Source organism: Parabacteroides bouchesdurhonensis (assembly GCF_900186615.1).
In the GTDB taxonomy this organism is placed as follows: domain Bacteria; phylum Bacteroidota; class Bacteroidia; order Bacteroidales; family Tannerellaceae; genus Parabacteroides; species Parabacteroides bouchesdurhonensis.
In genome coordinates, this window is the sequence record NZ_LT896588.1 from 1,381,874 (window position 1) to 1,402,594 (window position 20,721).

Annotated in this window: 21 protein-coding genes; 8 read left to right on the top strand and 13 right to left on the bottom strand. The window is 45.3% G+C overall.

Going from position 1 to position 20,721, the window contains the following annotated elements; all coding sequences use genetic code 11:
• Window positions 1–72: 72 nt before the first annotated feature.
• The 3 genes from rnc to C1721_RS06030 are packed head-to-tail and all read right to left on the bottom strand — an operon-like array spanning window position 73 to window position 2,440.
• On the bottom strand, window positions 73–915 hold the full coding sequence (gene rnc, locus C1721_RS06020) for a ribonuclease III (RefSeq protein ID WP_102407558.1): 843 nt from the start codon (window positions 913–915) through the stop codon (window positions 73–75).
• A 1-nt stretch (window position 916) separates the two neighbouring features.
• On the bottom strand, window positions 917–2,182 hold the full coding sequence (gene fabF / locus C1721_RS06025; protein WP_102407559.1) for a beta-ketoacyl-ACP synthase II: 1,266 nt from the start codon (window positions 2,180–2,182) through the stop codon (window positions 917–919).
• A 21-nt stretch (window positions 2,183–2,203) separates the two neighbouring features.
• Window positions 2,204–2,440 (bottom strand): acyl carrier protein, encoded by a 237-nt coding sequence (locus C1721_RS06030; protein WP_102407560.1) that lies wholly within the window; start codon window positions 2,438–2,440, stop codon window positions 2,204–2,206.
• A 153-nt stretch (window positions 2,441–2,593) separates the two neighbouring features.
• Here C1721_RS06030 and purN point away from each other — a divergent pair, with 153 nt between their 5' ends.
• Window positions 2,594–3,163 (top strand): phosphoribosylglycinamide formyltransferase, encoded by a 570-nt coding sequence (gene purN, locus C1721_RS06035; protein ID WP_102407561.1) that lies wholly within the window; start codon window positions 2,594–2,596, stop codon window positions 3,161–3,163.
• Here the strand turns inward: purN and pdxB are convergent.
• Together pdxB and C1721_RS06045 are read right to left on the bottom strand one after the other, a co-directional pair.
• Entirely contained in the window at window positions 3,153–4,259 is a 1,107-nt protein-coding gene (gene pdxB, locus C1721_RS06040) for a 4-phosphoerythronate dehydrogenase PdxB (protein ID WP_102407562.1), read from the bottom strand. The genes purN and pdxB overlap by 11 nt on opposite strands.
• A gap of 11 nt (window positions 4,260–4,270) precedes the next feature.
• On the bottom strand, window positions 4,271–5,470 hold the full coding sequence (locus tag C1721_RS06045; protein WP_102407563.1) for an MFS transporter: 1,200 nt from the start codon (window positions 5,468–5,470) through the stop codon (window positions 4,271–4,273).
• A gap of 450 nt (window positions 5,471–5,920) precedes the next feature.
• Here C1721_RS06045 and C1721_RS06050 point away from each other — a divergent pair, with 450 nt between their 5' ends.
• The 4 genes from C1721_RS06050 to C1721_RS06065 are packed head-to-tail and all read left to right on the top strand — an operon-like array spanning window position 5,921 to window position 9,806.
• Window positions 5,921–6,526, top strand: coding sequence for a DUF4254 domain-containing protein (locus C1721_RS06050; RefSeq protein WP_102407564.1), 606 nt, complete (start codon window positions 5,921–5,923; stop codon window positions 6,524–6,526).
• Between the two features lie 10 nt (window positions 6,527–6,536).
• Window positions 6,537–7,601, top strand: coding sequence for a glycosyltransferase family 9 protein (locus tag C1721_RS06055; RefSeq protein ID WP_102407565.1), 1,065 nt, complete (start codon window positions 6,537–6,539; stop codon window positions 7,599–7,601).
• 6 nt (window positions 7,602–7,607) lie between these two features.
• A complete protein-coding gene (locus tag C1721_RS06060; RefSeq protein WP_102407566.1) occupies window positions 7,608–8,663 on the top strand; it encodes a glycosyltransferase family 9 protein in 1,056 nt (351 codons plus the stop codon).
• 15 nt (window positions 8,664–8,678) lie between these two features.
• Window positions 8,679–9,806, top strand: coding sequence for a glycosyltransferase family 4 protein (locus C1721_RS06065; RefSeq protein WP_102407567.1), 1,128 nt, complete (start codon window positions 8,679–8,681; stop codon window positions 9,804–9,806).
• On the opposite strand, the gene C1721_RS06070 is transcribed toward C1721_RS06065, so the two are convergent.
• Entirely contained in the window at window positions 9,803–10,804 is a 1,002-nt protein-coding gene (locus C1721_RS06070; protein ID WP_102407568.1) for a polysaccharide deacetylase family protein, read from the bottom strand. The genes C1721_RS06065 and C1721_RS06070 overlap by 4 nt on opposite strands.
• A 9-nt stretch (window positions 10,805–10,813) precedes the next feature.
• Window positions 10,814–11,566 carry a glycosyltransferase family A protein gene (locus C1721_RS06075; RefSeq protein ID WP_102407569.1) on the bottom strand — a complete coding sequence of 251 codons (753 nt, stop codon included), beginning with the start codon at window positions 11,564–11,566 and terminating at the stop codon, window positions 10,814–10,816.
• Between the two features lie 133 nt (window positions 11,567–11,699).
• On the opposite strand from C1721_RS06075, the gene C1721_RS06080 reads away from it, so the two are divergent.
• Genes C1721_RS06080 through C1721_RS06090 form a run of 3 tightly spaced genes read left to right on the top strand, consistent with a single transcriptional unit; the run spans window position 11,700 to window position 14,772 of the window.
• On the top strand, window positions 11,700–12,677 hold the full coding sequence (locus C1721_RS06080) for an SDR family oxidoreductase (protein WP_102407570.1): 978 nt from the start codon (window positions 11,700–11,702) through the stop codon (window positions 12,675–12,677).
• Between the two features lie 23 nt (window positions 12,678–12,700).
• On the top strand, window positions 12,701–13,990 hold the full coding sequence (locus C1721_RS06085; protein WP_102407571.1) for a nucleotide sugar dehydrogenase: 1,290 nt from the start codon (window positions 12,701–12,703) through the stop codon (window positions 13,988–13,990).
• Window positions 13,987–14,772, top strand: a complete 786-nt coding sequence (locus tag C1721_RS06090) for a lipopolysaccharide kinase InaA family protein (protein WP_102407572.1) — start codon at window positions 13,987–13,989, stop codon at window positions 14,770–14,772. The genes C1721_RS06085 and C1721_RS06090 overlap by 4 nt, the downstream gene beginning before the upstream one ends.
• Here the strand turns inward: C1721_RS06090 and C1721_RS06095 are convergent.
• The 6 genes from C1721_RS06095 to C1721_RS06120 form a co-directional block, all read right to left on the bottom strand.
• Complete coding sequence (locus tag C1721_RS06095; RefSeq protein ID WP_234347363.1) at window positions 14,738–15,676, bottom strand: glycosyltransferase family 4 protein; 939 nt, start codon at window positions 15,674–15,676, stop codon at window positions 14,738–14,740. The two genes, C1721_RS06090 and C1721_RS06095, sit on opposite strands and share 35 nt — an antisense overlap.
• Window positions 15,677–15,751: 75 nt before the next feature.
• Window positions 15,752–16,660, bottom strand: a complete 909-nt coding sequence (locus C1721_RS06100; RefSeq protein WP_102407574.1) for a glycosyltransferase family 2 protein — start codon at window positions 16,658–16,660, stop codon at window positions 15,752–15,754.
• Between the two features lie 26 nt (window positions 16,661–16,686).
• The gene (locus tag C1721_RS06105) at window positions 16,687–16,902 is read right to left on the bottom strand and encodes a hypothetical protein (RefSeq protein WP_102407575.1); all 216 of its coding nucleotides are present in this window, start codon (window positions 16,900–16,902) and stop codon (window positions 16,687–16,689) included.
• A gap of 62 nt (window positions 16,903–16,964) precedes the next feature.
• Window positions 16,965–17,600 (bottom strand): ribonuclease H1 domain-containing protein, encoded by a 636-nt coding sequence (locus C1721_RS06110; protein WP_102407576.1) that lies wholly within the window; start codon window positions 17,598–17,600, stop codon window positions 16,965–16,967.
• A 220-nt stretch (window positions 17,601–17,820) separates the two neighbouring features.
• The gene (locus C1721_RS06115; RefSeq protein ID WP_102407577.1) at window positions 17,821–18,990 is read right to left on the bottom strand and encodes a C1 family peptidase; all 1,170 of its coding nucleotides are present in this window, start codon (window positions 18,988–18,990) and stop codon (window positions 17,821–17,823) included.
• A 47-nt stretch (window positions 18,991–19,037) separates the two neighbouring features.
• The gene (locus C1721_RS06120; RefSeq protein ID WP_102407578.1) at window positions 19,038–20,651 is read right to left on the bottom strand and encodes a dipeptidase; all 1,614 of its coding nucleotides are present in this window, start codon (window positions 20,649–20,651) and stop codon (window positions 19,038–19,040) included.
• Window positions 20,652–20,721 lie beyond the last annotated feature (70 nt).

Genomic DNA, 20,721 nt, shown 5'->3' on the forward strand with positions numbered 1-20,721 from the left:
TTTATATGAGCTTATTCTTATATAACTAAGAACTTGGGTATATCAAACGATATACCCAAGTTCTGCTGTTTATCATACAGTTTCTTCCTCTGGGAGGTCGGAAAACTCTTTTTCATCGGTTAGTTCACCAGTCTTCTTTTTCTTTGTGGCAGAGATACGTTGCTGGAGTTCTTTGTCTGTCCGCAATCTTTTGACCGCCATTTTAGAAGCCGCTTGCTGGGATTCTTTTTTGGAGTAACCGATACCTATGCCAATTTGCTCGCCGAGCAATTTAATCGCGCTTTGGAATACAGGATTCCCATCATGATCCGTAAAAGACTCTATTAGATCGAACGAGATCGATATTTTGTTCTTTTGGCTCCATTCAATCAAGTTTGACTTGAAATTTATCTCTTTCCGGACGAGCGTATCTACATCGATATACTTTTCTATCATCACGTCACGGATAAACTTATAACAAACGTCATAACCTTGATCCAGATAAATAGCGCCGATCAAAGCCTCGAGCGCATTACCATACATATGATTGTTATGAGAGTTTATCTTGGTTGAATAGACTACCATTTGATCGAGGCCGAGTTGTATGGCGACCTTATTCATCGTTTCCCGTTGTACGATCTTGGAGCGTGTGTTTGTCAAAAAGCCTTCCCGCTTATTTGGGTAGCGCTTATAGACAATATCGGCGACCGCCGCATCCAAAATGCCATCTCCTAAAAATTCAAGACGCTCATTGTTAAGCCATTTACCATCGCCCGTCTCTACCGATGATGATTTATGCAACAAGGCCTGCTCGTAAATCTGGAGATTATCCGGATAAAAACCTAGAATCTTTGATAAAGACAAATAAGGCTCCCTACCTTTATTATGCAGGAGCCTTATTCTTTTATGTAGCTGTTTGTATAGCTTTCTAAACACGTTATTTCACGAATTTTTTAACAATGGCGCAAGCGTTGTGTCCACCGAAACCAAACGTATTCGATAAAGCGGCTTTCACTTCTCTCTTTTGAGCCTTATTGAATGTGAAATTCAGTTTATAATCTATTTCAGGATCATCGTCGCCTTCCGCATGGTTAATGGTCGGCGGGATAATACCATCGTTTATAGCCATAATACACAGGATCGCCTCTACCGCTCCGGCAGCACCAAGCAAGTGACCGGTCATTGACTTTGTGGAACTGATATTCAGTTGATAAGCATGTTCTCCGAACACATCTTTGATCGCCTTAACCTCTGAGATATCGCCTACGGGAGTCGATGTTCCATGAACATTGATGTAATCAATATCTTCCGGAGCCATCCCCGCGTCTTCCAATGCGTTGCGCATAACCAGCTTCGCTCCTAAACCATCCGGATGAGAAGCGGTCAAGTGATAAGCATCGGCAGACATTCCGGTTCCTGCGATCTCGCAATATATTTTAGCGCCACGAGCCAATGCGTGCTCCATTTCTTCCAATACCAAGCAAGCTCCACCTTCACCCATCACGAATCCGTCACGGCTAGCGCTGAACGGGCGAGATGCGGTCTCGGGAGAATCATTACGTGTCGATAACGCGTTCATGGAGTTGAATCCACCTACACCCGATTCAGAAACAGCAGCTTCCGCTCCACCGGTGATGATGACGTTAGCCTTGCCTAAACGGATATAATTGAATGCGTCACTGATAGCGTTTGTAGAAGATGCACAAGCTGAGACGGTCGCAAAGTTCGGGCCGTGGAATCCATAAAGCATGGAAATATGTCCGGCCGCGATATCCGAGATCATTTTCGGGATGAAGAACGGGTTAAACTTCGGACCGATCGTATCCTTGATCTTCGCATAACTCAATACTTCCTCGTCAAATGTCTTGATACCACCGATACCTGAAGCGAAAATAACGCCGATACGGTTCTTATCTTCGTTATCCAAGTCCATTGCCGCATCCTCGATCGCTTGTTTCGCCGCGTCGATCGCGAATAAGCTATAACGATCACACTTGCGGGCCTCCTTACGATCCATAACTTTCAACGGATCGAAGCCTTTAATTTCGCATGCAAATTGTGTCTTGAATTTGGATGCATCAAACTGAGTAATAGGTCCAGCGCCACTTTTTCCATTGATAATACCTTCCCATGTTTCGGGGAGGGTATTACCAAGAGGAGTAATAGCTCCAAGACCTGTTACTACAACTCTTTTTAATTCCATACCTTTAGTTAAAAGGATTGATTACTTCGCGTTAGCCTCGATGTAAGCGATAGCGTCACCTACAGTTGTAATCTTTTCTGCTTGATCGTCAGGAATTGAGATACCGAATTCTTTTTCAAATTCCATAATCAGTTCTACTGTGTCAAGAGAGTCTGCTCCAAGATCATTAGTAAAGCTTGCTTCGTTTGTAACTTCTGTTTCTTCAACACTTAATTTATCAACGATGATAGCCTTTACTCTTTCAGCAATTTCAGACATAACTTTTCAATTTAGATTAATAAATACGAATATACTTTTTAAATTTGCAGTGCAAAGAAAAGAATTTTTTATGTTACAAAACAAATTTAATGAGCTAAAAATGCGGAAACCTGCACATTTTTTCTTTTCTTGTGCACTAAAACATCGAAAAATATGAAGAATATAGCAATCTTTGCCTCGGGGTCGGGTACAAATGCAGAAAATATCGGACGATATTTCTCTAACAGTGAAACTATTAAAGTTGCAGTTGTTTTATCTAATAATCGTAATGTCGGAGTGCATGACCGGGTAAATAAATTGGGTATTCCTTCTTATGTCTTTTCACGTGAAGAGTTTGTGCAAGGAACTCCTGTATTAGCGAAATTGGCGGAGTATAATGTCGATTTTATTGTACTTGCCGGCTTTATGAATAAGATTTCCGATACTTTGCTGAAAGCTTTTCCCTGTAAAATTATCAATATCCATCCTGCCCTGTTACCTAAACACGGAGGAAAAGGCATGTTTGGAATGCATGTACATGAGGCTGTTGTTGCGGCAAAAGAGAAAGAATCCGGGATTACAATACATTATGTAAATGAAAATTATGATGAAGGTGCTACTATTTTCCAAGCTAAATGTACGGTATTACCTACAGATACTCCGGAGGAAGTAGCCACAAAGGTCCACGCATTAGAATATGCCCATTATCCTCATGTGATAGAGGAAGTATTGGCTAAACATTAAATCCTAACTCTTTTAAAAGTTTTATTTCATTATTGGTTGCATGGATAACCGTATATGCCTGGTATTCTCTCGGATGATTATAGTTTGCACGAAACCATTCAAATTTATCGGGTGATTCTCGTAAAGCATGATCTATCCCCAGAGGATTGAAGCTACTTAAAATAGCATGTTCTATCCGGTGTTCTTTGAATTGATCGAGGTCGATAACCGGTTTTTTAGGAGCGGGAGGAATAACTTCTCCTATCTTTTCTATTGTTACATGAAAGAAACGGCTGATGTTCTCCAGACATATCCGTGTACCGTTTGCCTTTCCATCAGCAGAGAATCCGGCAATATGTGGAGTTGCAATTGCTGCTTCTTTTAATAATTCGTTGTTAATACCAGGTTCGTTTTCCCAACAATCGATGATGAGTTCACTTATTTTATCTTCTTTTTTAGCGGTAAGTAATGCGTGTGTATCATGAACGGAGCCGCGGCAACTATTGATAAACCAGGGTTTCTTCTCTAATTTATTAAAGAAATCGGCATTCGCAAGGTGATGTGTTGCATATCGGCCTTCTTTGGTATATGGGACATGTAAAGTAATAATATCGGCTTCACGTGCAATGGTGTCTAGTGACACGAAGCCGTCTTTTCCTTCCGCTTCTTCACGGGGCGGATCATTGCGGAGAATCTTCATGCCGTAAGCTATACATAATCGTTCTATCTCTTTGCCCACGTGGCCGACCCCGATAATGCCAATCGTTTTATCTTTTAATGATTCATTATTGCGTAGCGCAACGGTAATCATTGACGCCAATACATATTGGGCTACCGATACGGCATTGCATCCCGGAGCATTTTTCCAGCTGATTCCTGCCTTATCACAGTACTTTGTGTCAATGTGATCGAAACCGATCGTTGCTGTTGTAATTAGCTTGATCTTGCTTCCTTCCAACAGCTCACGCGTACATTTATCAATACTGCGTATGATTAGTGCATCGGCATCTTTTACTGTTTCAGGTTTAAATTCTTTAGAATTGAAATAAAGAACTTCCGCAAAAGGTTCTGCTATTCCTTTTAGATAGGGGACGGTATTGTCGGCTACTATTTTCATATCAGTTTGTATTATCTTAATTTATTCCGGTTAAAATGCGGCCCTGCTTTAATAAGGAAAAATAAGGTAGATATAACGGTCAGGCAAGCGCCAAACAAATAAGCATGGTCAAAACCTCCGAATTCTTGTGCAATAGTTCCTCCTATCATTAGTCCTATGCCGATACCAACATCCCAGCTTGTCAGGTAGGTTGAGGTTGCCGTTCCGCGTTGGCTGTTAGGGGCCAGGTTTACAAATAATGTATTAAAGGCCGGAAACATGGTGCCGAAAGCTACTCCCTGAGAAAATGCTATACCTATATATAAATAGGAAGTAAATACAGGATACCACAACATTAATGTTTGTAGTGATGCCAATACAAAGAAGCTGACGCATGCAAGATACATCCCTAAAGATATGACCAGGGTAATGCGTCCCTTATCTACCTGCCGGCCTGAGAATAGACGGGATATTGCCAATCCGATGGCCATGAATGTAAAGTAAAGTCCGGCATTGACCGATATGCCGATTTCCTCGGCATACATAGCTACGTATGTTGTCGTCATCCCATAAGGAATAGAAAGTAAAAGCAATGAAAGACCCGCCCAAGTCCCTTTTACCAGGAAAAAACGGTCCAGAGAAATAGGCTCTCGTTTTACCGGTTGTTTATACGGTGTTTTTACCAGAAAAGCCATAAGGAATCCTAAGCTCCCGGATAATAACGAGCAACTAAAGATTGTTTCATATGAAAAAGCCCCATGCATAAATAGCCCGATCATAGGTCCGAAACTCATCGCTATATTATTTGCCAGTCCGTAATAACCGATTCCTTCACCACGGCGGGAAGAAGGTAAGATATCTATCACAATTGTATTACCCGATACGGTTACCATGCCAAAAGCAAAACCATGTACGATACGGAGGGCGATGAATAAGGTTAATGTCGTTGCCAGCATATATCCGCCAAAAACCACTGTAAATATGAAGTAAGCCAATAAATATAAAGGTCTGCGGGCAAAAGTATCCAGAAGGTATCCGGCAAACGGGCGGATACAAAGGCAAGCAATTGTATAACACGACAGGATAAAACCTATCATTGATTTATCCGCCATGAACTGTTCCCTTAAATAAAACGGTAAAATGGGTAGTATCAGGTAGAATGCAAAGAATAACAGGAAATTGGCCGCTAGTATATAACAGAAGCCGGGGGTTACTAATTTGTCGTTTGCCATGTCTCTTTGATAATTAACTTGCGAGTGCAAAGATAGCGGATATTGAATCAAGATATTCCCGAAATTGAATTTATCTTTGGTCTAAATGATATACGATTTTGCTTTAACCAATACCTTCTTATCTCAAAAGCATAGACTTTTTGTTCTTTTCCATAATATAGTTTAAGGAAAAATACCCGACATTTTATTCTTTTGACCAGGCTCGAAATCAATTTCGTCCTAGCTCAAAATCAATTTCGACCTGGCTCAAAATTAATTTTGCCCTAGGTCAAAAGAATAAAATGTCGCATACTTTCTGCTAAAAGGCTGTGAGCTTTTTATTAATAAGTATCGTGCTTTGTTTTACTTCTATCCATCTCTTTGTAAGAAAAGGGAATATGCTGAAAAGGATGAATTGAAAAGATTTCATTACCTTTGCGCTTTATTATTCACGGAAAACAGAATGAAAATATGAACTTTAGTGAAAAGTGTTACCGGATTTTTGAACAAGCTACTGAGGCTTACCATGTTACTGATAATGTAGATGCAACGGTACATAATCCGTACGAGGTAAAAAGCATTGAGTTTTATTTGTATCTGAAAAACTGGATAGATGCGGTACAATGGCATTTGGAAGATATTATCCGTAATCCGTCCATTGATCCGGTTGAGGCATTGGCTATCAAACGACGCATTGATAAATCCAATCAGGATCGTACGGATTTGGTAGAGCTGATAGACAGTTTTTTCCTTGATAAATATAAAGATGTAAAGATATTGCCGGATGCAACCATCAATACAGAAAGTCCGGCTTGGGCAATAGATCGTCTGTCTATTCTCATATTAAAGATTTATCACATGCAGCAGGAGGTGAACCGTCCGGATGCGGATATGGAACATAAGGCCCGTTGTGAACAAAAACTGGCTGTGTTACAAGAACAGAAAAAAGATTTGTCTGTGGCATTAGACCAATTATTGACAGATATTAAAGCCGGTCGTAAATATATGAAGGTGTACAAGCAGATGAAGATGTACAATGATCCTGCTTTGAACCCGGTATTGTACGGAAAAAAGTAAAATACGGAAGATGAAAAAGCCTATTAAGCATATCCTGATTATTCGTTTCCGTCGGGTAGGAGATTCAGTATTAGCTGTGCCTTTGTGTACTAGCTTGAAGAAATCTTTTCCGGATGTACAAATAGATTTTGTGCTGAATAGTGCTATTGCCTCTTTGTATGAAGGGCATCCCGATATAGATAAGATTATCTCGTTTACTGATGAGGAGAACCATTCGCTTATCAAATATCTTTCCCGGGTACGACAAGTAATGCAGGCTACAAAATACGATGTGATTATAGACATGCGTTCTACGGTAAAGACTCTTTTTTTTAGTCTTTTCTCTTTGAATACTCCCTATCGTATTGGAACTAAAAAAGGATATAATGTGTTGTTACATAATTATTGTATAGATAATCATAACGATAATTTAACCGATATGGTGCAACATAACCTGCAATTGCTTCGGCCATTGGAGAAGGAAGCAAAAATTACTTATGATCCGGAATTACGGTTATATGTGGACGAAAAGGAGAAAAACTCGTTTCGTTCGTATATGGAAAAGCAGGGAGTGGACTTTTCACGTCCCGTTATATTTGCTTCTGTTGTTACCCGTGTGGCGGAAAAGATGTGGAATCCGGAACGGATGAAAGACGTTTTGCGCCGTATTATAGATAAATATCAGCCTCAAATTATATTTAACTATACAGGAAATAGAGAAGAAGAACTGGCAAAAGCATTGCATAAGGAGTTAGATAATGATCCGCACATATTTACTTCTGTAAGAGCAGACTCTTTATTGGACTTGCGGGCAATGATTGCAAATTGCGATTTCTTTTTTGGAAATGAAGGAGGACCAAGGCATATTGCACAATCTTTTGGTATTCCGTCGTATGCTATTTTTTCTCCGGGGATTGTTAAATCCGTTTGGCTTCCGGGAGATAAGGAACGTTATCAGGGAATAAGCCCCGATGATTTGTCTTCACCTACACAACAGGGACAAATGAGCGCGCAGGATTATTTTAATCTTATTACGGTAGATGATGTTTGGAAAGAGGTAGATTTAATGCTGAATGTGTACTTGGCTAAGAAATAAATATAAATGGCAAAGATATTGGTAATAAGGCTTTCGGCAATCGGAGATGTGGCAATGACTGTTCCGGTGATTTATTCTGCGGCAAGAAGTAATCCGCAGGACACTTTTACCGTACTTACGCAAGCTTTTTTGATGCCTATCTTTATGAATCGTCCGGCCAATGTAAATGTAATAGGTATTAATACTAAAGCATCCGAAAAAACATTGCGCGGTTTATTAAAGTTTGCCTCTGCCTTAGTAAAATATGACTTCGATATCGTTCTTGATTTACATGATGTCATACGGTCTATGATTGTACGTACGCTTTTTCGCATCAAAGGAAAACCTGTTTATGTATTGGATAAGGCGCGTAAAGAACGGGCTCGTTTGACAGACCAAAAGAATAAAGATCTCAGACCGCTTCGTCCGGTAATAGAACGATATGCGGATGTATTTCGTTCGGCAGGATTAAACTACGTCGAATCATTTACTTCCCTTTATGAATCTAAACCGGCTGATCTTTCCCGGATGGAATCAATTGCCGGCGTAAAGAATGGTAAATGGGTCGGAATAGCTCCTTTTGCAAAGCATCAGGGGAAGATATATCCGATAGAAAGTATGGAGCAGGTCGTTGCCGGCTTAGTGGAAAGGGAAGACATAACTGTATTTCTGTTTGGGGCGAAAGGGTATGAAGAAGCTGTTTTGGAAGATTGGGCATATCAATATCCCCGGGTAAAGAATGTAGTGGGCCGTTATGCACTGAATGATGAGCTGGCCTTAATCAGCCAACTGGATTTGTTGGTTTGTATGGATTCCGCGAATATGCACTTTGCTTCATTGGTAGGGACGCGTGTCTTGTCTATCTGGGGAGCTACGCATCCATATACCGGTTTTTATGGATACCGGCAGCAAAAGGAAGATACGGTACAACTGGACTTATCTTGTCGTCCATGTTCCATATTTGGTGATAAATCTTGTTTCCGTGGAGACTGGGCTTGCATGGCATCTATGAAACCGGAAACGATTTTATCTAAAATATATTCGATTTTAGGAATTGAGTATCCATATAAAGTGGAGAAATAATGTAATAATGCAGCTATGAAGATCGGGTTTGATGCTAAACGTATTACTCATAATAAAACGGGGCTAGGAAACTATAGCCGGTATATCGTGAATATACTCTCCGCGTTTTATCCGGATAATTCATACGAACTTTATTCTCCCGGTGAAGGAAATCCGCGTTTACATGCTTTGGTAAAGGAAACCCCGTCAGTACAATTTCATTATCCGTCGGGCTTATTTACCTGGATTCCGACAGCCTTTTGGCGTTCTTTCGCTTTAACTTCCGTGCTGAAGGAAGATTCCGTCGGTTTGTTTCATGGCTTGAGTAATGAGTTGCCTTACGGATTGAAAAGCAGTAATATAAAATCGGTAGTGACTATCCATGATCTGATTTTCCTTCGTTATCCTCAATTTTATAGACGTATAGACCGCGTAATCTATACTAATAAGTTTCGCAAGGCTTGTAAAGAAGCCGATTGTATTATTGCAATCAGCGAAATGACGAAACGGGATATTATTCGTTTCTTTAATATAGATGCGGATAAAATACATGTTATTTATCAAGGTTGTGACCTTTCTTTCACACATCCGGCAGAGGAAGAACGGAAAGCATTGGTACGGTCGGCTTATAATTTGCCGAAACGGTATATATTAAATGTAGGGAGTATAGAAAAGCGTAAAAACCTCTTGCTGGTTATAAAGGCATTAAAGCAGGTGGATGAAGATGTCTCTCTTGTTGCCATTGGTAAACGAACGGAATATACGGATCAGTTGGAAAAATATATCATGGACAATGATTTGTCAAAACGGGTGCGTTTATTAGATGGCGTTCCGTTTGAAGACTTGCCTGCCATCTATCAACAAGCCTCTTTATTTGTGTATCCTTCCTTTTTTGAGGGCTTTGGTATTCCTATAATAGAAGCATTACATTCCGGTATTCCTGTTATTGCGGCTACCGGTTCCTGCCTGGAAGAAGCCGGAGGTCCCGATTCTATTTACGTAAATCCGAATAATGAATCAGATATGGCGCAAAGTATAAATAGCGTATTATCGTCTCCTGTTTTGGCCGAAAAGATGATTAAAGCAGGAAAGGAATATGTACAAAACTTCTCTGACAAGACAATTGCGCGCCAGTTAATGGAATTGTATAAAGGATTACTTTAGAATAATTTTATCTTGGGTTTCAATACTAATTTTGTTATAAAGTCATCCATCTCAAAACGGGCGGCACATCGGGGCATCAGCATTGGATTGCTTTTCGCATGTAAACGGTCTGTTACAGTGGTAAAGGCTAATTTGTACCCCGCTTCCTTAGCGGTATTTTGTGTATAGGCAGTTACATCTCCTTTGTTATAGATTCCGTTTGGATAAGCCAGATATTCACAAACGCTATGCAACTTTTCTTCTATTATTTGTTTGCTTTCTTTTAGCTGTGCTTTTATATCTTCTTCTGTCTGATAAATGTTACAGATAAAGTGATCTTTGCAGTGCGAGCCGATTGTACAATCGTATTCCGTATGAAGTTTGACCACATCTTCCCAATTCATGGGTGCTTCCGCTTTGTGGATAAAACATAATTCTTCATATTCGTCGCGCGATATGTTTTCAATCAATTGATGGCAAATCTCATTGACAAGATGAATATTAGAATGCTTTAAAATATGGATGATAGCTTCACAAATGCTTTCCCTCTGTTTTGGGTCTTTTAATTCTGCCTTAAATTTAAGGCAATCTATCTTAATAAAAGATAGATTACTGTCTCGTATAATCATACGGGCTATTGCTGTGGGAAAGTAATGTCCGCTTTCGATATGGTTCGTCGATATAAATATCGTAAAAGGAATATCCAAAGACTTTAAGATTGGTGCGGCTATCGTTAGATTGTTTTTATATCCGTCATCGAAAGTTACTACTATTTCATTCCCGTTAAATAGGCCGTTATGAAAACGTCTTTCATATTCGTCAATAGATATTATTTCGTAATGCTTCGTCAGGAAAAGCATTTCCTGTTCGAAGATATCCGGATTGATATGCAAAGCATTGTTCTTCTCGGCAAAATCTACGCCATGATAGAAAATAACTCTGGGATTCCTGTTTAGGGAACGAAGCAAACCGGCAATGCCAAACTTCACAAGACGATGTTTCAGTTTACTTTTTCTCATAGTCTTACGTTATATCTGGTTTACTTTCACTACCTGATATTCGAAATTAAGAAATAGCCGGCTATGGGCTTTAAACGGATTCTTGTCTTTTAAGAAAGGTATTTTGGCTTCCATAAGCTTTAGGTTCACGTCTGTATCCCGCACAAGATTGTGATAAGACTCTTCTCTGTCTATTGTATTGGAAACGATCTTCTTTAGGCGGGTAAAATACTTGATTTTGTTTCCGATGGCAGACTGGAAATACCTGAACATAACGTCTTCATAGCCGTAGTTGCCACAAAACTCTTCATCATATCCCAATGTAGAGAAAAAGGTAGCTTTGGATGTATAGAATGTGTTACAGTGCGATTGTATTGCTTTCCCGTTTGCGTCTTCCCGTTTGAATTTGTAGAGTGTTTTGTACGGTATTTTGTTGTTCAGAATTTTCCTGAGTAAGCTTTCCGGGAAAAAGTGGTCGCAATCGGTAATGATTATTTTAGGTCCGGCGGCTTTAACAACGCCAAGGTTGCGCGCTCCCGCCTGATTCCATCTTATATCTGTTGTTATGCGGAGAAGCTGGTAGTTTAGATGAATGTCCGACGGGATTTCTATCTTTATAGGAGAGCAATCGTCTACAATAACAAACTGGATGCGTCGTATTAAATCCTGATCCAACTTTGAATAGGCAATTAGCAAGTCATTTAATACTTTAGTATCCTTTTGATTGAAGAATACAGGAATTACGTAGCTTAACTCTATTTCTGTTTGTCCGATGGGTAACATTTTCAGGTGATATGTGAATTATTAGGCAGGAACAAAACTAGACAAAGTTTTTTTACAATCCAATTATTCAGTAATAATATATTATCTTTGCGCATTCACATTGTTTCTTTAAAGCGGATTAGCTCATAAAGTTATGGAGAAAGAATCAACTATTTTAGTTACGGGAGGAGCCGGCTTTATAGGCTCAAACTTGTGCGAGTTCTTATTAAAAGAAGGCTATAAAGTGATTTGTCTGGATAACTTCTCGACCGGAAAACCCGAGAACATCAGGCAGCATTTTGATAACCCTTCTTTTCGGTTGATAGTGGGTGATATCCGTAATCTGTCTGATTGTGAGAAAGCAGTACAGGATGTAGACTATGTGTTGCATGAAGCCGCTCTCGGCTCTGTTCCCCGTTCTATAAAAGACCCGATCACAACGAATGCCGTTAATATCGGCGGATTTATGAATATGCTTGTTGCTGCCCGTGATGCCAAAGTAAAACGCTTTGTTTATGCAGCGAGCTCATCTACATATGGAGACTCCGTAACTTTGCCGAAAGAAGAAGACGTGATCGGGAAGCCGCTATCTCCCTATGCCGTGACAAAGTATGTGAATGAATTATATGCCGATGTCTTTTCTAAAACATACGGGATGGAGTGCATAGGCCTGCGTTACTTTAATGTTTTTGGACGCCGTCAGGACCCGGACGGAGCGTATGCTGCGGTAATTCCTTTGTTTGTAAAGCTACTGATGAATCATCAATCTCCTGTTATTAACGGAGACGGTGAATATTCAAGAGACTTTACTTATATAGATAATGTGATCCTGATGAATATGCTGGCGCTTTCCACCTCGAATCCGGAAGCTCTTAATACGGTTTATAATACAGCCTTTGGCGAAAGAACGACATTGAATCAACTGGTTGGCTGTTTGAAAGAGTATCTCAGCGACTTCGATGCAGCCATAGCTAATGTTCAAGTTAAGCACGGGCCGAACCGTTTGGGAGATATTCCGCACTCTCTGGCTTCCATAGAGAAAGCTAAAAGATTGTTGGGCTATAACCCGCAATTCAGTATGCGGGACGGATTAAAACAGTCTGTCCGTTGGTACTGGGAGAACCTGAAATAAATAGATTATTAAATTACTTTGACATGGAAAACATAAGGATTGCTGTTATAGGATTAGGATATGTTGGTTTACCTCTGGCTCGTTTGTTTGCTTCCAAATATCCGGTGGTCGGTTTTGATGCCAAGCAATCGCGAGTGGATGAATTAATGTCCGGCCATGATTCTACATTGGAGGTTGATGATTCGGTTCTGCAATCAGTATTAATAAATAAAGTTCCTTCGGCAGGAGAGAATGGTTTATATTGTTCCTGCTCGCTGGATGATATAAGAGACTGCAACTTCTATATCGTATGTGTACCTACTCCGGTAGATCGCCATCACTCCCCTGATCTTACCCCTTTATATAAAGCCAGTGAAACTGTAGGTAAAGTGATAGGCAAAGGAGACATTGTGGTGTTCGAATCTACAGTCTATCCCGGAGTTACGGAAGAAGAATGCGTTCCGGTGATTGAAAAGGTTTCGGGACTGACATTTAACGTAGACTTCTTTGCCGGCTATTCTCCCGAACGCATCAATCCGGGAGATAAGGAACATACCGTTGAGAAGATAAAGAAAGTAACTTCTGGTTCTACTCCCGAGGTTGCCCGTAAGGTAGATAATGTATATAGCTCTGTTATCGTGGCAGGCACTTTCCGTGCTTCCAGTATTAAGGTGGCGGAGGCTGCTAAAGTTATAGAGAACTCCCAGCGTGACATAAATATCGCCTTTGTGAATGAACTGTCCAAGATATTCAATCTGATAGGGATCGATACGAGCGAAGTGCTTGCCGCCGCCGCAACGAAGTGGAACTTCCTGCCCTTCAAGCCCGGTTTGGTGGGTGGCCACTGTATAGGTGTCGATCCGTATTACCTGGCTCAGAAAGCACAAGACTATGGCTACCACCCCGAAGTAATCCTGGCAGGCCGCCGTATAAACGACAGTATGGGCGAATATATTGCCGGCCAAGTGGTGAAGTGCATGATAAAGAAAGACCTCCCGGTACGTAATGCCGAAGTGCTGGTGTTGGGCTTTACCTTCAAAGAGAATTGCCCCGATGTACGTAATACCCGGGTTTATGATGTCGTAAAAGCCTTGCAGGATTATGAAACGAAAGTAACCATCTACGACCCTTGGGCTAAACCCCGCGATGTTGAGCACGAATACGGACTGACGGTTACCAATGAGCTTCCGCAGCAAAAGTACGCGGCTGTTGTTCTGGCCGTAGCCCATAAGGAATTCCTTGCGTTAGATATATCCTCTTTGATCATTACAAACGGTGTTATATACGATGTCAAAGGATGTATAGACCCTGCTATTGTAGACAACCGTTTATGAAAGAAGAATACCGGATAAGCGCGGCATACACCCACCTGCAGAAGGAGATACTTTCTATCCCGGAGCGTTTTGATAAAGAGGGCGAGCTTCTTTACAGCGGGCGCAACATCCTTAAAGTAATGAACATCGGAGGTATCCGCATGTGCATTAAATCTTTCAAACTCCCGCATATCATCAATAAGGTAGCCTATGCCTATGTACGCCCTTCAAAAGCCGAACGTTCGTATGAGTATGCCATGCGCATGGCAGAGATGGGCGTAGGTACTCCCCAGCCGGTAGGATATATTCTCTTTAAGGATGCCGTAGGGCTGACGCATAGCTACTATATCTCCCTTCAACTGGATGAGGCGATAACCTTCCGCGAAATAGTGAAGCTGCCGGCGGAAGAACAGGATGACGTCTACCGCGCCTTTGCCCGGTTTACGTACCACTTCCATCAGAAAGGCATCTACTTTATAGACCATTCCCCCGGCAATACCATGTTACGGAAAGAAGCAGACGGGGCTTACCATTTCTATCTGGTTGATTTGAACCGCATGAAGTTTGAAGCTGTCCCTCCGCTGAAAGGCTTGAAGAACCTGTCTATGCTGGAAGTGCCGGAAGATAAGCTACGGGTTATTGCTAAAGAATACGCCATTCTGTCTCATGGCAATATAGAGAATATGGAACAGCAGCTGATCCGGTATTCAACAGCCCACAACAAATACGTAGAACGGAAAAGCTGTATCCGCGATTGCAGGCGCTACATCAAACGCCTGCTGTCTCCTCAAGGTGGGCAATGATACGGTCGGCCAGCGTACGCCAATCGAAGTTCTTCACATGCTTGTAAGCATTCTGTCCCAGCCGCCGGCGTAGCGCCTCATCTTCTATCATCCTTTTGATCTTTCTGCGGAACAGGAAGGTATAACGCTTCGTAAGCAACCCTGTCTCTCCGTCTATCAGCAAATCCTTTGTGCCGGCTTGGGTAGCAATTACCGGAAGCGCGCACGCCATCGCTTCGGACACCGTGTTAGACCAGCCGGCATGACGCTCGGCAGCTACAAACAGGTCGGCCCGGTTGAATATCTCCGAGTTGCGGTCGAACGGATGGTTCTGGATAAAGTCGAACGGGACGCTCGTCGTGAAGTTGTCTATCAGCTCCTGCGCCTTCTCGCTGATTGCCGTATCGAATAGCAGCATCCGGATGTTGTACCCCTTCTTGTACAGCTTTTCGCAGGCCCGCACCACATACTTCGTCCCCTTTACCCGTTCGGCCAGGCGTCCGTAGGCCATCACTACAAACGGGCGGTCTTTCACCTCGTAGCTCTCCTTGGCCCGGTAGTTGGAAGTGTCCACGCCACCCAGCGCCTTGAAGGCCTCTATGCCGTACTTCTTCTTGTCGTGCTCGTAGATGTTGGACGAGCAGGCAAATATCTCCACCCCGCCATGCTTAAGGAATGGTTTCAGGTTCTCGGTAATGCGGACGTGGTACAGTATCCTCCTCCGGGCATTGGCCGTGGTGAGCTGCTCGATGAACTTCACCTCGGTGGTGAACAGGGCGTCTATGCTGTCTTCCGTAAGCGCAGTGAAGGGCTTCGTCGCCCCTTTGAAGTCGAACCATACAGGGCCCGCCCCGTCGGGGGTGTAGACAGTGAACGAATGACCCTTCTCTATAAAGATGTTTCCCAGTTCAAGGAAACGCTTCACGCCTCCGTATAGTTTTGTGTGAGGCAGTATTACTCCCAGATGCATAGTATGATGTGTTGTTATGTTATCTCTCTTCTATTTCTGTTCCCAAAGCGATGCAGCCTGTCCGCTCTTCTTGAAGGCGCATAGCCACTTCTTAAGGCGGCTGCGTGCGATGTCCTTCTTTAGCCGCAACTCGTCAGGCTTGCCTGCCTTGGCGGCATCGAACGGTTCGCCTCGCCTCAGGACGTCTCTCATAAAGGAAGCCGACGTGATGCCCCATTTCTGCAGGAATTGCAGGCTGCCGTTGTTCTTCCTGACGCGTCCGGTAGAGACCGACTCGAAGTGGTACACCCGACTTTCGGACAGCCCCTTGAAGATACGCACCCCCGCCATCCACAGCTTGGCGGAGAAGTCTGGGTCGCTATACATACCGGGCGAGAACTCCACACTGTAGCCGCCTACCAAGTCCCACATCTCCTTGTGCACCACATTGGGAGGCCACGTAGAGCCCATCCAGTCCGCGTGGGGCAGTGTGCGGTAGTTGTCCAGCAGCTCCTGTTCACGGAACGTCTCCAGGCTCTCGCCGAAGTTGGCCGGAGCAATCACGCTCTTGCAGAAGAAAGGGCGCGGTTGTATCAGCGTAGCGGACAGGAAGAACCGGTTGTCCGGCATCCGTCCGATCTCTTCCCACAGCACCTTGTCCCAGTCCGGACAGACGTACATGTCGTCGTTCATATACAGGATATAGTCTGTCTGTACCTTTGTGCGCAGGGCGTTCAACGCCCAGCATACGCCAGCGTTCTCGGGGTTGTGTATGTACTCGTACTCGCCGCCCTGGCTTTGCAGCCACTCGGCCGTGCCGTCAGCGCCTTCGTTTACATAGATAAGTATCTGATGCTTGTAGGCGGAGTTCTTACGGATGCTTTCCAGACACAGTTTGAGATACCCCAGATTGTTCCAGGTGGGGATAAGAATAGAGAATATATTACTGTCGTGAGCCATCGTGTGTTGGGTTATTGAATGTTGTTCTACTGTGCAAAGATAGGTATTTTTTCGGTTTGAAGTCCAGGCGGATCATCTCCCAGTCGCTTGAACCACTGCACGTATTGCGACACCACGTAGTCCGCACCCGGCGTGTAGAGCATCGGGATCACGAAGAGAACCGCCGATGCCGTCCACGTCCAGAAGAGCGTGCTCTCTTTCCGCAGGGCGGGATGGTTCAACCAGTGTGTCAGTTTGTTCATGTGATGTGTTTGTTGTTTTGATGTGTGTAACAGTAGTGTCACCCGTGAAGGGGCGGACGTACCTACTTCCTGCCGAAGTCCGCGGGTATCTCGCCCCACTCGGAGGTTTCCCACTTAAGGATTGTGGTGGTGTAGGTGTTCGTGTTGAGCCACCGTTCGGCACGTTCTATCAGGTCGAAGATGGGGGCGTTGGCAGGCTCGCGCTCCAGCAGCGTCTTGCACTTCTTCTTCTGCACCCACAGGATGGCGTTGCGGCTGTCCGAATAGATGGGCAGGCTGCTGCCGTTCTGCTTCAAGAGGGCTAGACCGTGTACGATGGCCAGGAACTCGCCGATGTTGTTCGTCCCCCTCTTTAGCGGCCCTACGTGGAACACTTCTTGTCCGGTAGCGGTATAAACGCCCCGGTATTCCATGTCACCCGGATTGCCGCTGCAGGCAGCATCTACCGCCAGGCTCTCGTTGAGGGGCTTGCCTACGGGCTGCCGGGGTTGCAGGCTCTTGGCGGCTTTGGCCGAGGAGGAGGCTCTCAGGTAGTGCTCATAGCCCTTCTGATAGGCCACGATGGCTTCTTCTTCGGTCTCGAACGACTTGTACTTGGCGCCTTCCTGTCCGTCCACCTGCGCTTTGCAGTCCGCCCAATTGTCGTAGATGCCCGGTGTAGCGCCTTTCCATACCACGTAGTGTTTCTTCTGTGCCATGCTGTGCTTTCTTTTGCTGCAAAGGTAGTATAATTTCCAACATGGCGGGCTCATGGCACGCAGATGACACAGATCGGACAGATTTACGCAGATATTATTATTGAAGAAAATAGATAATCTGTGTTCATCTGCGCCTGTCTGTGTCATCTGTGTGCCTACTGTACGGTGCGGAGTGTGTCACTAGTACAGTGCGCTGCCGCAGGCATTGTGGGAGCTGGGCTTACAGGCCTAGCTTCTGCTTGATGTCTTGGGGGATGGCGTCTTTGTGCACCATGATGTAGATGGTCTTGGCGCGTACAAAGCTGTCGGACATGTTGAGGTAGCCGCCAAAGGCGTTGCGGTCTGTCCCCCATGAGTTCTTGGTGATGTAGTAGCGGGTGCCGTTCTGGTCGTTGGCCAGGCCGGTGATGTGCATCAGGTGGTCGTCGGTGGTAACGAACGATTCGAAGCCTTGCTGGCGCACTTCGGGGGTGACGCGTACCTCGGGGTAGGGGTGCTCAAACTTGTAGACTTCTTCCAGGCGTTCGTTGGCGTCCATCTTCTCGAAGCGAGCGCGGTCGGTGGTGGAGTAGTCTTCTACCTTGGTTACTTCGGGGTTGATGGCTACGCCGTTCTTGAAGGAGAAGCCTTTTTCGCTCACGTCGCCGTCCCAGCAGACGGTGTAGCCGTTGGCCAGGGCGTGGTCTATGGTCTCCATCATTTCATCCAGCGGGAGGTTGTACATCAGCTCGTGCTCCCAGTTGTCGGGCACTTCTACGTCGCACTTCCGGTAGTAGGGGTGATGGGTGAAGCTGGTCAGTTCCACGTAATCGTCCATGTCCAGTCCCAGCGAGGCGGCAAAGGTCTGCGGTGTGTATTCCTTGCCCTGGTAGGTGAACCGCTCGGGCAGCTTACCCAGGTAGGTGTCGAACAGGTTGTCTATCAGCTTGTAGTACTCCGGACTGCGTTGGCGTTGCTTTACGGCTACGTCGGCAATGGCGCGGAGGTACTTGGTGAGCTCGCCGTGGTTGTGGCGGTCGGAGTTGTAGTTGATGCCTGTGTAGACTTCTTCGGGTACTACGCCTACCTGGCAGAAGGCGTGTTTGTAGGTGTGCGACAGGCTTCCTTGGCTGATGTTGCCTTGCCCCTGGCGGAGGTAGTTGTCTTGCAGCTGGTTTATGTACTTCTGGCGTACGATGAACATTTCGGAGAGGTCGTACGTGCCTTTTCCCATCCGGAGCAGTTCGGATTCCATGAAGGAGGTGGTGGCGAAGCACCAGCAGGTTCCGGTGGATGCCTGGTTCTTTACGGGGGTGGCGGGCAACCGTACTGTTTCGGTAAAGCGGTAGCCTTGTGCTTGTGCTCCGCAGGCTATGAGCGAGAGGGCGCACGAGAGGAGGAGTGTTTTCATGGTGTGATGTATGATTTATGATTGATAATTACGGGATGTGTGGCGGGCTAGAAGCCTCGTGCGAATGTCTTCCAGAACTCGTCGGCCAGGTTCTGCCAGTGTTGCATGGCCGAGCCGGCAAAGTCGGCGGTGTATCCGGTCAGGAAGGCGTTGGCGGCGGCATCGCCTTTCTCGGTGCGCAGTGCCTGGTAGCGGCTTTCTACGAAGGGCATTTCTGCCTGTCCTTTCTCTTCAAAGTGGGATATGCCGTCGTTGATGTATCCTTTGGTCATTCCCCAGCGTACGGTGGCCAGCTTGTTGGCTTCGCGGAATTTCCAGATGGCCGCGTCGGTGCGGTGGCGGTGTTGTCCGCAGATGTTGAAGGGTTCGGGCAGCCGGGTTGTTCCGCAGAAGATGGGGATGCGTGGGCTTTGGCCGGGGTTATCCAGTGCCATCCATACTACGCCGCCTACGGCATCGGGCAGCCAGCTCCTGAGCTGTATCACGGTGGAGTAGGCGCACTGCGGCACGGCTACCAGGCGGTTGCGGGTTACGGTGCCGGGCTTGATGCCGTTCAGCATATTCATCATATCCAACGACATCCAGGGGTTGGCCGACTGGCTGATGATGGTGTCGGTGGTGTTCGTATCCTTGTTCTTTACGGCTACTTTCAGGTTGCGGGTGACGTCCCACTCGGTTCCTTCGTAGGTCTGGCGCAGCAGGGCCATCACGTCGGTAATGGCTACGGGCTTGTCCGGCTTTACGCTGATGGGCAGTTCTTCCGCATCGTAGGAGAGTTTGAGTGAGGGGGCGAGCGCGTTCAGTATGAAGTATTCGCGCAGGCTGAACGACTTGGGTTCGCCAAAGTAGTTGCCGCCGGCGTAGGCTTTCCAGAACTTGAAGGGCTCTTTGCCGTCCCAGTAGCCTAGCTTGCGGGCTACGTCGAACACGTTGGCCGAGGCCATGCAGTTGTCTTTGTCTTTTACATCTAACGTAGATATGCGGGGGATGTTGGCCGATACGCCTACATGGTCGTCGGGTATGCGGATGGCTGCCCATACGCCTCCTACTTTGTCCGGCCCTTCTCCAAAGACTTCGAAGTGCCATACTTCGTTGGGGTCGGCAATGGTGAGGCATTCGCCGGAGTCGCCGTATCCGTACCGGGCAATGAGTTCTCCCATCAGGCGGATGGCTTGGCGGGCGGTGGTGCAGCGTTGAAGGGCTATCTTTTCCAGTTCTTCAATGACGAACAGTCCTTTGGGATTCTCCAGCTCTTTGCGTCCGGTGATGGTGGTTTCGCCTATGCCCAGTTGCTTTTCGTTCAGGCAGGGGTAGGCGGTGTTGAGGTATTGATAGGTGGAACGGGCTTGGGGGATAGTTCCTTTGTACTCCAGGCGGCTCTGGTCGTCGGCAAACTCGGTGTGCATCCGTCCGGTGCAGATGGCCAGGGTGGTGTCGCGGTCGTAGGTAGCTGCCGGTACTATGGTCATCCAGCTCCGGTAATTGCCGTCGCAGGTGTGGCTGGTTATGACCGAGCCGTCGGCGGAGGCTTTCTTGCCTACCATGATGCTGGTGCAGCTTTCGGGTGAATTGACGGGTTGTGAGTATTCGATATCCTGCGCAATAACGGGGTTGCCACAGGTCAATAGCATGAGGAGTACGAGGTTAACTGTCTTATTCATTTTATCATGTGTTTAGGAATAGTGCGTAAAGATATAAAAAAAGCGGTATCTGTAAAGAATACCGCTTGGC